Below are 11,796 nucleotides of genomic sequence, written 5' to 3'. Positions count from 1 at the left end.
GGTGCCGGTGGGGCCGGATCAGTCTGCGCCAATCAGCACTTTGACATGCGCCGCCGCGCTGCGGGCCAGCGGGCTCAGCACATAGCCGCCTTCCAGGCAGGAAACGATGCGCCCGCCGCAGTGGCGCTGGGCCACCGCCAGCAGCTGCCGCGTGACCCATTCGTAGTCGGCCTCCACCAGGCCGAGGTTGCCCATGTCGTCCTCCCGGTGGGCGTCGAAGCCGGCGGAGACGTAGATGAGCTGCGGCTGGAAGGCCTCCAGCGCCGGCAGCCAGCGGTCCGCCACCGCGGCGCGGAAGGCCTCGCTGCCCGAGCGGCTGGGCAGGCCCACGTTCACCATGTTCGGGCCGGCGGCCTCGTCGCCGCTGAAGGGATAGAGGCCGCGCTCGAAGATGGAGCACATCAGCACCCGTTCGTCGCCGCGGAAGATGTCCTCGCTGCCGTTGCCGTGGTGCACGTCGAAGTCGATCAGCGCCACCCGCTGCAGGCCGTGCACATCCAGCGCATGGCGGATGCCCACCGCCACGTTGTTGAAGAAGCAGAAGCCCATCGCCGCCGCACGCTCCGCATGGTGGCCGGGCGGCCGCACGCAGCAGAAGGCGGCAGGGGCCTGGCCGCCCAGCACCAGGTCGGTGGCCTGCACCACCGCGCCGGCGGCGCGCAGCGCGGCCTGTGCGGTGTGCGGGCACATCGCGGTGTCGGGGTCCACCTGCCGGTGGCCCTCGGTGGGCGCGCTGGCCAGCAGCTCCTGCACGTACATCGCGGAATGGGCGCGCGCCAGTTGCTGCTGGGTTGCCAGCGGTGCGTCATACGGGCACATGTAGTCCAGCAGGCCCTTGATGAGCAGGTGGTCCTGGATGGCGGCCAGGCGCTCCGGACATTCAGGGTGCTGCGGGCCCATCTCGTGGCGGGCGCAATCGGCGTGGGTGATGAAGGCGGCTAACACGGCGTTGTCTCCTCGACCGGCCCCCGGCGCTGCGGTCGGGTGGATGGGGCCAGTCTAGGAGCCGATGCCCGCCACTTTCCTGACATGGCACAAAGCACCGCTTTTCAGCGGATTGCGCAGGCGGCGGGCAACCAACACTGCAGACAGCCCGGCAAATGCCGAAGGCAAGGGGGCAGCCCGACGCTGCATCAAGGAGAAAGCGCATGTCCTGGTCGTCACTGGTGTCCTCCGATGCGCCCGCCGAGCGCCACCCTCTGGCCACCTGCGGTGGCGGCAACCGCTTGGAGCGCCACTTCGCGGTGGCCATGGCGCTGACCACGATGCTGGTCGGCGCGGCTTTCGCACTGTTCTGAGCGGCCTGTCCAAGCCCGGCCCATGCGGGCCGGCGGTGGCACACTTCGGGCCCTTTCCCGTGGTTTCCCGTGCCTGCCTTGGACAAGATCCTGTTGCAAATCGCCGCCGAACTGCAGGTTCGGCCGGCCCAAGTCAAAGCCGCCGTCGACCTGCTGGACGGCGGTGCCACCGTCCCCTTCATCGCCCGCTACCGCAAGGAAGCCACCGACGGCCTGGACGACACCCAGCTGCGTGACCTGGAAGCCCGCCTGGGCTATCTGCGCGAGCTGGAGGACCGCCGCGCCGCGGTGCTCAAGAGCATCGACGAGCAAGGCAAGCTCACGCCCGAGCTGCGCGCCGCCATCGAGGCCGCGCCCACCAAGCAGGAACTGGAAGACCTGTACCTGCCCTTCAAGCCCAAGCGGCGCACCAAGGGCATGATCGCCCGCGAGGCCGGCATCGAGCCGCTGGCCGACAAGCTGTTCGCCGATCCGTCGCTGGACCCGATGGCCGAGGCCGCTGCCTTCACCAATGCGGAAGGCGGCTTCGCCGATGCGTTTGCGGTGCTGGACGGCGTGCGCGACATCCTCTCCGAGCGCTGGGCCGAGGACGCCGCGCTGGTGGGCCCGCTGCGCGAATGGCTGTGGTCCGAGGGCCTGTTCACCAGCAAGCTGATGGACGGCAAGGACGAGCAGAACGCCGACGTCGCCAAGTTCCGCGACTACTTCGACTATGCCGAGCCGATCCGCACCGTGCCCTCCCACCGCGCGCTGGCGGTGTTTCGCGGCCGCACGCTGGAGCTGCTGGAAGCCAAGCTGAAGCTGGATGAAGTGCCGGTGCCCGGCCAGCCCAGCATCGCCGAAGGCCGCATCGCCCGCCACCTGGGCTGGAGCCATGCCAAGCGCCCGGCCGACGACCTGATCCGCAAGGCCATCGGCTGGACCTGGAAGGTCAAGCTCAGCCTGAGCATCGAGCGCGACCTGTTCTCCCGCCTGCGGGAGAACGCCGAGGCCACCGCCATCAAGGTGTTCGCCGAGAACCTGCGCGACCTGCTGCTGGCCGCACCCGCCGGCAAGCGGGTGGTGATGGGGCTGGACCCCGGCATCCGCACCGGCGTGAAGGTGGCGGTGGTCAGCGACACCGGCAAGGTGCTGGACACCTCCACCGTCTACCCGCACGAGCCGCGGCGCGACTGGGAGGGCTCGCTGCACACGCTGGGCCGGCTGGTGGCGCAGCATGGCGTGAACCTGATCGCCATCGGCAACGGCACCGCCAGCCGCGAGACCGACAAGCTGGCGGCCGACCTCATCAAGCGCGTGGAAGCGCTGGCGCCCGACGTCAAGATCACCAAGGTGGTGGTGAGCGAGGCGGGCGCCTCGGTGTATTCGGCCAGCGAGTTCGCGAGCAAGGAACTGCCCGATCTGGACGTGAGCCTGCGAGGCGCGGTGAGCATCGCCCGCCGGCTGCAGGACCCGCTGGCCGAGCTGGTGAAGATCGACCCCAAGAGCATCGGCGTGGGCCAGTACCAGCACGACGTGAACCAGAGCGAGCTGGCCCGCACGCTGGACGCGGTGGTGGAAGACTGCGTGAACTCGGTGGGCGTGGACCTCAACACCGCCTCGGCGCCGCTGCTGGCGCAGGTGTCGGGGCTGTCGAATGCGGTGGCGCAGTCCATCGTGCGCTGGCGCGATGCGCACGGCGCCTTCCGCAACCGGCAGCAGCTGCTCGATGTGTCCGGCCTGGGTGCCAAGACCTTCGAGCAGGCGGCAGGCTTCCTACGCATCCGCGACGGCGACAACCCGCTGGACCAGTCGGGCGTGCATCCCGAGACCTATCCGGTGGTGGAGAAGATCATCTGCAGCACCGGCCGGCCGATCGCCGAGCTGGTGGGCAATGCCGATGTGATCCGCAAGCTCAAGCCCGAGGCGCTGGCCGACGAACGCTTCGGGGCCATCACCGTCAAGGACATCCTGGCCGAGCTGGAAAAGCCCGGCCGCGACCCGCGCCCGGACTTCAAGGTCGCCCGCTTCAATGAAGGCGTGGAGGACATCAAGGACCTGCAGCCCGGCATGCAGCTGGAAGGCACGGTCAGCAACGTGGCGCAGTTCGGTGCCTTCGTCGACCTGGGCGTGCACCAGGACGGCCTGGTGCACGTGAGCCAGCTCAGCAACAAGTTCGTCAACGATGCGCGCGAGGTGGTCAAGACCGGCGACATCGTCAAGGTGAAGGTGCTGGAGGTGGACCTGGCGCGCGGCCGCATCTCGCTGACGATGAAGCTGGAGACCGCCGTGCCGGCCAAGGGCGCCGATGCCGGCGGCTACCGCCCGCCCACGCGCGACCAGCGCGCACCACGTGGCCGCGGCGCGCCCGAGCCGGCAGCGGCCGGCGGCGCGATGGCAGCGGCCTTTGCCAAGCTGCAAGGCCGCAAGTGACGGCCAGCGGGCAGGCGCCCCGGCGCGTGGTGATGGTGGCGCACAGCCACATCCTCGGCGGCATGGAGCGCCGCGTCGTCTCCACCTCGGCCGCGCTGGCCGAACGCGGCCACCAGGTGGCCTTCGCCGGTCCGCTGGACGGCTGGATGGGCGAGCGCATGCGGGCCGACGGCCACACCTGCCTGCATGTGCCGATGCACGGCATGTACGACCCGCTGTCGGCCTGGAAGCTGGCGCGCTTCGCCCGCCGCTGGCGGGCCGACGTGCTGCACGGCCAGGCGCAGCGCGGCGGGCGTTATGCCGACTGGGCCTCGCGCTGGAGCGGCGTGGCCGCGGTGGCCAGCGCCAATTCGATGATCTCGTGGCGCTGGTTCCGTCCCGAGATGAAGCTGCTGGCCGTCTCCAATGCGGTGCGCGACCACCTGGTGCAGCACGGCCTGCCGGCGGCGCAGGTGTCGGTGGTGTATTCCGCGGTGCCCGACATCGGCATGCAGCCCGCGCGGCTGGCCGGGCCCACGCCCGAACAGCCGCTGCAGCTGCTGATGAACTCGCGCCTGGTGGACGTGAAGGCGCACGACGTGGCGCTGGACGCACTGGCGCTGCTGCCGGCCACGCTGCCGGTGCACCTGGCCATCACCGGCGCCACCGACACGCCCTGGGCCGCGCAGATCCGCGCGCAGGCCGAGCGCCTGGGCCTGGCCGGGCGCGTCAGCTTCCTGGGCCAGCGCCAGGACATCCCCGAGCTGCTGGCCGCCTGCGACGTGGTGCTGGCGCCCTCGCGCCACGAGGCGCTGTCGCTCACGCTGATGGAAACCTGCGCCGCCGGCCGGCCGGCCATCGCCACCGCGGTGGGCGGCAATGCGGAGATCATTGCCGAGGGGGCGAGCGGGTTGCTCGTGCCGTCGGAGAATGCACAGGCGCTGGCGGACGCGATCGTCCGCCTGGGCAGCGACAGCGCGCTGCGGGTGGCGATGGGCCGGGCGGCCCGCGACATCTACGAGCGGCGCTTCACTGCCGACATCATGGTGCGCAACACGGTGGCGGCCTACGACGAGGCGCGCGCCGCGCGGCGCGGCCGGGCGGCCTGAGCCGCCATCCACCCGAGGAAGCAGCCCGATGCCCGGCATCTCGATCTTCATGTACCACCAGGTCGGCAAGTTCCCGCCGATGAAGGCGCACCGCGCCGGCTACTGTGACGTCGACAAGTTCCGCGCGCAGATGCGGGCGCTGAAGTGGGCGGGGGGTGAAGGTGCTGTCGATGACCGACGCACTGGCCGCGCTGCAGGGCCGCGCGCCCATGCCCGAGCGGGCCGCGGTGCTCACCTTCGACGACGGCTGCGAGAACTTCTACGAGCATGCGGTGCCGGTGCTGCAGGACTTCGGCTATCCGGCCGTGTCGTACGCGGTGGCAGGCGAGGCGGGCGGTGGCGCCAGCTGGCTGGCCGGCCACGGCCGCGGCACGCCGCCGTTGATGAGCTACGCCCGCCTGCGCGAGATCGCCGGCCTGGGCATCGAGGTGGGCAGCCATGCCTTCCGCCACATCCGCCTGGCCGAGCAGCCGGTGGAGGTGCAGCGGGCCGAGATGCTGGACAGCCGCCAGCGGCTGCAGCAGGAGCTGGGCCGCGAGGTGCCGCATGTGTGCTACCCCTACGGCTCCCACACGGTGGACACGCTGAAGGCCGCGGCCGAGGCCGGCTACAGCAGCGGCGTGACCTGCCAGCGCGGTGCCGCCACCGCCCAGTTCGATCCGCTGGCCCTGCCGCGCAAGGCCATTTCCTATGGCGACAACACCCTGGGCTTCCTCTGGAAGCTCTACTTGAAGGACACGCCCAAGGGCGAGGCTCTGGCCCGCCCGGGCCATGCGGCGATGGCGCCGGCCTGACGACAGCCGGCGGTCCCCGGCGCAGGCCCGGCCTTTGCCGGTTGCTTCATCCAACACACAGGAGAAGCCGATGACCCCGATGTCCCGATCCACCGCCTTCCACGCCCTGGCCGCCAGCGCCGCCGCGGCCCTGCTGGCCGGCTGCGCCGGCGGTGGCATGCATGGCCACCATGGCATGGCCGGCACCCAGGGCAGCCCGGTGGCCGTGGCCCAACTGGCGCCCACGCAGGGCAGCACCACCACCGGCACGGTGCAGTTCTTCCGCGAAGGCGAGCATGTCATGGCGGTGGCCCGTGTCAGCGGCCTGAAGCCCGGCGCCGAGCACGGCTTCCATGTGCATGAGAAGGGCGACTGCAGCGCCAGCGACGCGATGAGCGCCGGCGGTCACTTCAACCCGGAGGGCCATCCGCATGGCGCGCGTGGCAGCGGCGGCGCCCACCATGCCGGCGACATGCCCAACCTGAAGGCCGATGCGGCCGGCGAGGCCGAACTGCGGGTGCACCTGCCCGGCCTGGGCATCGGCGGCGGCGCCGCCGACATCCTGGGCAAGGCGGTCATCGTGCATGCCAATGCCGACGACTACCGTTCGCAGCCCACCGGCAATGCCGGCGCCCGCCTGGCCTGCGGCGTGATCGCGGCCCGCTGACCGGCACGGCTCCAAGAAAAACGGCGCCCCGCGGGGCGCCGTCTTCGTTCCAGCCGCGGCTGAAGGGCCGATCAGCTGTCGGCCACCGATTCGTCGGTGACCACCGCCGGCGGGAGCACGGCCGCGGGGCTGGTCATCTTGCTGCGCACATCCACCCGCACGGCGGCAGTGCGCACCGGGCGCTTGGCGGGCACGCGCTCGGCATAGCGGGTGTCCATCTCGGCCACCACACGCGGCGGTTCCGGGCTGGTGGCCAACGGTTGCGGCGCCAGCACGGCCGTGGCCATCACTGCCGGCACGAAGGCCAGCGCCACCTTGGTCGGCCAGCGGCCGATCGCACGGGCCGGGGCCAGCGCCACGCCTGCCGTGGCCGCCGGCGAGGGCAGGGCGGGGCGGCGGCTGGCACGGCCGGCGCTGGCCGGCGCCATCAGGCCCAGGCGAACCTGCACCGCATGTTCCACCGGGGTCAGCAGCGTGCGCGGCAGGCGGCCGTCGGCGGCTTCCTGTTCACGGCTGCCGTACACCACCAGCGGCGTGGCCAGCAGCAGCGGCACCAGCATCCAGCTCACGTTGGCATCCACCAGCATCGCGGCGCCGAACAGGGCCAGCGCCGGCAGCAGCATCGGCGCCAGGCGGGTGAAGGCGTCCTTCCAGCCCAGGCTCTCGGCGTCACGCGGGGGCGACTTCCACTGCAGCTTCAGGCCGGTCAGGCCACCGATCACGAACATGGTGTGCGCCAGCATGCGCACCGGCGCCTGCAGGGCGGACAGGAACAGCTCCACCACCGAGCTGCGCAGCAGCTGCGCCGTGCCGCCGAACAGGGCCTGCTCCTTGCGCAGCAGCACGCCCACCACGCCCAGCAGGCGAGGCAGCAGCAGCAGGGTCAGCGTCAGCGCCCACAGCGCGGCGGCCTCGCCACCGGCGGCGGCCAGCAGGCCGGGCATGCTCGCATCCACCTCGGGCTGGGTGGCGGCACGCCACACCCCGGCGGCCACGAAGGCCAGCCACACCGGCGCGGTGATGTACGACAGCGCACCGGTGAAGAACATGGCACGGTGCACCGGCTGCCAGCCCGGTTCGGCGATCAGGCGGAAGTTCTGCAGGTTGCCCTGGCACCAGCGGCGGTCGCGGCCCAGCTCGTCCAGCAGGTTGGTCGGCTGCTGCTCGAAGCTGCCTTCCAGGTTGGGGGCCAGCCACACCTCGTAGCCGGCACGGCGCATCAGCGCGGCTTCCACGAAGTCGTGCGACAGGATCTCGCCCGACAGGCCGCCACGGCCTTCCAGCGGCGCCAATGCGCAATGCTTCATGAAGGGCTCGATGCGCAGGATCGCGTTGTGGCCCCAGTAGTGCGATTCACCCAGCTGCCAGTAGGCCAGGCCCAGCGCGAACAGCCGGCCGGTGACGGCCGAGGCGAACTGCTGGGTACGGGCGTGCAGCGTGCTGTGGCCCTGGGTGCGCGGCAGCGTCTGCAGGATGCCGGTCTTGGGGTGCGCTTCCATCATGCGCACCATCTGCACCAGCGTCTCGCCGGTCATGGTGGAGTCGGCGTCCAGCACCACCATGTAGCGGTAGTTGTTGCCCCAGCGGCGGCAGAAGTCGGCGACGTTGCCGGCCTTGCGCTTGGTGCGGCGCTTGCGCCAGCGGTAGAAGATGCGGCCTTCGCCGGCCAGCGGCTCGCCGTCGTCGCCCAGGGTGCGGCGCAGTTGCTTCCAGGCTTCCACCTCGGCGGCCTGGATGGCGGGGTCGGAGCTGTCGCTCAGCACGTAGACGTCGAACAGCTTCAGCGCGCCGGTGGCGGCCAGCGATTCGCAGGTCTTGCGCAGCCCGGTGAACACCGTGTCGATGTCCTCGTTGCAGATCGGCATGATCAGGGCAGTGCGCGCCGTGGGGTCCAGCGGCATGCGCTCGTCGGGCAGCGTCAACGCATGCTTGTCGCCGAACAGCGCCACCTTGAAGCCCATCATCGCGGTGATGAAGCCGGCCGACAGCCAGCCGAACAGCAGCGCGAACAGGCCCGTCTGCACGATCTCCACCGCGGTCATGTCGCCGTCGGTGGCGGGCAGCAGCCAGGTGGCCACGCCGCTGACCAGCAGTACCGTCCACAGGAAGATGGTGCGGCGGCGGTCGGCCGCAGCGCGCCAGGGGCTGCTGCGGTCCTTCGGGAATCTGGGCACCCCGGGCATCAGCGCCAGCGCCAGTCCACGGAGCACGCCAAACCAGGGGCGCGGCGGCATCGAGCCGCGGCGCAGCGGGGGCGCGGAAGCCGCGCGGTGCTGTGTATCGGAATCTGCCATGGTGGTGATGTGGTGGTTCAGTGTTGAGCGGGGTGCGCAGCGAGTCTGGGGGTTAGCCCAGGTCCCCGCTGTAGGAGCGCACCTTCAGAATGCGTGGGAGGCACAACGTTCCGTCGGCGGATGCGGACGGACAACGGTTGCAGCCTGTCTTGAATGTTGCGGGCGCGTTCATGGATGACAACGCGCCGCAGGGCCGGTGGGCCGCTGTGCCTGCTTGCCAACTTCGCGCACGCTGCTGTTGTTGCCGCGCGACACTCCGGTCGCACGGCGCAGGCCAGCCAGCCTGCCGCAGACCGCGCCGCCCCGTTCGACGGGTGCACCTGCACCGCTCCCGCGAGGGGCGGCGCACGTCACCGTGCGAGGGGAAAGAGGCTGCGGCTGCATGAGTGACGCCACTGTGGACCGAAGTGCGAGTGCGTGGTGGTCGATAGCGTATCCAACAATGTCGCGGTGCAACAATCCTTGCGTACAACCGGTTGGCCGCCCGGCCGCCATACGGAATGACTGCGCTTCAGATCTGGGCGGGCCCGCGGGCCCGCCAACACCTGCAGGAACACGGCCTGCAGCCGGCCGACGTGCGGGTGATGCCGGCGGCTGCCGGCGGCCCCAAGGGCCTCGCGCTGAACCCGCTCGACCGTTACCTCTTCGGACATTGGTTGCCCGGCGGCGGCGCGCAGCCGGTGCACCTGCTGGGCGCGTCCATCGGCGCCTGGCGCATGGCATCGGCCTGCCTCGCGGACCCGGACGCCGCGCTGGCCCGCCTCGCGGAGGACTACATCACCCAGACCTACGAGCACCGGCCCGGCAAGCCGCCGCTGCCCGCGCACGTCAGCGAGGTGTTCGGCGCCAAGCTGGCGGAGCATTTCGCAGGACGTGAAGCCGAGGTGCTGCAGCACCCGCGCTACCGCCTGCATGTGTTCACCAGCCGCGGCCACCATCCGCTGCTGCGCCGCGAAGGCCGCTGGCGCACGCCGCTCGGCTACCTGGGCGCCTTCGCCAGCAATGCCGTCAGCCGCAGCGCGATGGGTGGCTGGCTGGAGCGCGTGGTGTTCCAGGATGCGCGCGATGCGCTGCCGGTGCCGCTGACCGACTTCCGCACCCATGCCGTGCCACTGTCGCCCGTCAACCTGCGGCCCAGCGTGCTGGCCAGCTGCTCCATCCCCTTCTGGCTGCAGGCGGTGCGCGACATCCCCGGCGCCCCGCCCGGCGCCTACTGGGACGGCGGCATCACCGACTACCACCTGCACCTGGACTACGCCGCGATGGCCGAGGGCCTGGTGCTCTACCCGCACTTCCAGTCCAGCCTGGTGCCCGGCTGGCTGGACAAGGCCTGGCGCAGCCGCCATCGGGCCAGCCACCGGCTGGACAACGTGGTGGTGCTGGCGCCCGACCCGCACTGGGTGGCGCAGTCGCTGCCGGGCGGCAAGCTGCCCGACCGCACCGACTTCCAGCGCCTGGCGCACGACGTGCCCGCGCGGGTGCGGCTGTGGCGGCGGGCGCTGGCCGAGTCGCAGCGGCTGGCGGACGATTTCGCGGCGCTGGCCGCTCGACCCAGCATCGAGGCGCGGCCGCTGGTGTAGCCGGCCGCGGGCGGCGCCTGTTTCGCCGCGGTGTCCGAAACGTGAATCCGATGTCGGCAAGCCTGCGTACAGCCCAGCAGACGGCAGCGGCACAGCCCCTCGCCGTCCCGCCACCGGGCCCTTGCCGGCCCGGCTGTCCAGGAGATGCCGAGGATGACCATGACACCCCACACCGCCCCGCAGGTCCGCCTGCTGCCCCTCGTCGCCGCGCTTGCCAGCGGCCTGCTGCTCGCCACCGCCGCGCAGGCGTCCAGCCACCGGGAGGCGCCGTCCATCACCGGCACGCCGAAGGTGGACGCGACCGACTTCTACATGTTCTCCAGCTACGAGCCCAACCGCACCGGCTACGTGACGCTGATCGCCGACTACCTGCCGCTGCAGGATCCGTACGGCGGGCCCAACTACTTCTCGATGGACCCGAACGCGCTGTACGAGATCCACATCGACAACAACGGCGATGCGAAGGAGGACATCACCTTCGCCTTCCGCTTCCAGAACACGCTCAAGGGCACGGCGCTGCCCATCGGCGGCAAGAACGTGCCGATCCCGCTGATCCAGTCGGGCACGGTGAGCGATCCGCGCGCGGCCACGCTCAACCTCAACGAGAGCTTCACGCTCGAGGTGGTGCGCGGCGACCGCCGCGGCGGCACCCGGGCGGCCGTCACCCAGGCCAGCGGCGGCGCCACGCGCTTCGACAAGCCGGTGGACAACATCGGCGCCAAGACGATTGCCGACTACGCGGCCTATGCCGGCAAGCACATCTACACCGTCACCGTGCCGGGCTGCGCGCAGCCGGCGCGGGTGTTCGTCGGCCAGCGCAAGGACCCGTTCGCGGTGAACCTGGGCACGATCTTCGATCTGGTAAATGCGCCGGTGGGCGTCATCACCGACCCCGCCAACATCAATGCCGGCCGCGACGACCTGGCCAACAAGAACGTCACTTCGCTGGCCCTGGAGGTGCACCGCAGCTGCCTGACCGCCGGCGCGGAGCCGGTCATCGGCGGCTGGACCACCGCCAGCCTGCGCCAGGGCAGCCTGCTCGACCCGGCGCCGGCGAAGGGCCACGGCACCGCCGCCAAGTCCGGTGGCGCCTGGACGCAGGTGTCGCGCCTGGGCATGCCGCTGGTCAATGAGGTGGTGATCGGCCTGCCCGACAAGGACCGCTTCAACGCCAGCAAGCCGAAGGACGACGCCCAGTTCGCCGACTACGTGACCCACCCGACGCTGCCCGCGCTGCTGGAAGTCGTGCTGCCGGCCGCCGGTGCCGCGCCGAAGAACCTGCCGCGCACCGACCTGGTCACCACCTTCCTCACCGGCATCGCCGGCGTCAACCAGCCGGCCGGCGTGGTGCCTTCGGAGATGCTGCGGCTGAACACCAGCACCCCGCCCACGCCCGAGGCGCAGCAGAACCGGCTCGGCCTGGCCGGCGGCGATGCGGCGGGCTATCCCAACGGCCGCCGCCTGCGCGACGACGTGGTGGACATCTCGCTGGTGGCAGTGATGGGTGGCCTGTGCATGCTCAATGGCGATGCCAATGCGCTGAAGCTGGGCGCCGACTGCAAGCCGGCCAACGTGCCGCTGGGCGCCACGTCGCTCAGGCTGCACGACGCCGTCGACCAGGCCCGCGTGACGCTGCTGCCCAGCTTCCCCTATGCCGACACGCCGCTGCCCGGCAGCCGCTGAA

The 11,796-nt window shown here is 71.2% G+C and carries 9 protein-coding genes; 7 read left to right on the top strand and 2 right to left on the bottom strand.

Features of this window, described 5'->3' with window-relative positions; genetic code table 11:
• Nucleotides 1-18: 18 nt before the first annotated feature.
• Nucleotides 19-945: a histone deacetylase family protein gene (locus LRS14_RS07565; RefSeq protein ID WP_257799128.1), complete on the bottom strand. Its 927-nt coding sequence runs from the start codon at nt 943-945 to the stop codon at nt 19-21.
• A 203-nt stretch (nt 946-1,148) separates the two neighbouring features.
• Here LRS14_RS07565 and LRS14_RS07560 point away from each other — a divergent pair, with 203 nt between their 5' ends.
• The 5 genes from LRS14_RS07560 (at nt 1,149) to LRS14_RS07540 (ending at nt 6,238) form a co-directional block, all read left to right on the top strand.
• Nucleotides 1,149-1,298 (top strand): hypothetical protein, encoded by a 150-nt coding sequence (locus LRS14_RS07560; protein WP_157039490.1) that lies wholly within the window; start codon nt 1,149-1,151, stop codon nt 1,296-1,298.
• Between the two features lie 78 nt (nt 1,299-1,376).
• Complete coding sequence (locus LRS14_RS07555) at nt 1,377-3,710, top strand: Tex family protein (protein WP_257799127.1); 2,334 nt, start codon at nt 1,377-1,379, stop codon at nt 3,708-3,710.
• Nucleotides 3,707-4,798 (top strand): glycosyltransferase, encoded by a 1,092-nt coding sequence (locus LRS14_RS07550; protein ID WP_257799126.1) that lies wholly within the window; start codon nt 3,707-3,709, stop codon nt 4,796-4,798. The genes LRS14_RS07555 and LRS14_RS07550 overlap by 4 nt, the downstream gene beginning before the upstream one ends.
• A 170-nt stretch (nt 4,799-4,968) precedes the next feature.
• The gene (locus LRS14_RS07545; RefSeq protein WP_257799125.1) at nt 4,969-5,592 is read left to right on the top strand and encodes a polysaccharide deacetylase family protein; all 624 of its coding nucleotides are present in this window, start codon (nt 4,969-4,971) and stop codon (nt 5,590-5,592) included.
• Between the two features lie 70 nt (nt 5,593-5,662).
• Nucleotides 5,663-6,238: a superoxide dismutase family protein gene (locus LRS14_RS07540; RefSeq protein WP_257799124.1), complete on the top strand. Its 576-nt coding sequence runs from the start codon at nt 5,663-5,665 to the stop codon at nt 6,236-6,238.
• A 71-nt stretch (nt 6,239-6,309) separates the two neighbouring features.
• Here the strand turns inward: LRS14_RS07540 and mdoH are convergent, their stop codons facing one another.
• A complete protein-coding gene (mdoH, locus tag LRS14_RS07535) occupies nt 6,310-8,532 on the bottom strand; it encodes a glucans biosynthesis glucosyltransferase MdoH (protein WP_257799123.1) in 2,223 nt (740 codons plus the stop codon).
• Nucleotides 8,533-9,032: 500 nt separating this feature from the next.
• On the opposite strand from mdoH, the gene LRS14_RS07530 reads away from it, so the two are divergent.
• Together LRS14_RS07530 and LRS14_RS07525 are read left to right on the top strand one after the other, a co-directional pair.
• Entirely contained in the window at nt 9,033-10,112 is a 1,080-nt protein-coding gene (locus tag LRS14_RS07530; protein ID WP_257799122.1) for a patatin-like phospholipase family protein, read from the top strand.
• Between the two features lie 153 nt (nt 10,113-10,265).
• A complete protein-coding gene (locus LRS14_RS07525; protein WP_046112294.1) occupies nt 10,266-11,795 on the top strand; it encodes a DUF4331 domain-containing protein in 1,530 nt (509 codons plus the stop codon).
• Nucleotide 11,796: the final 1 nt, after the last annotated feature.

This window comes from Aquincola sp. J276 (assembly GCF_024700035.1).
In the GTDB taxonomy this organism is placed as follows: Bacteria; Pseudomonadota; Gammaproteobacteria; order Burkholderiales; family Burkholderiaceae_C; genus Aquincola; species Aquincola tertiaricarbonis.
The sequence above is the reverse complement of the archived record's forward strand: the minus strand, read 5'-3'. Positions and strand labels throughout refer to the sequence as shown.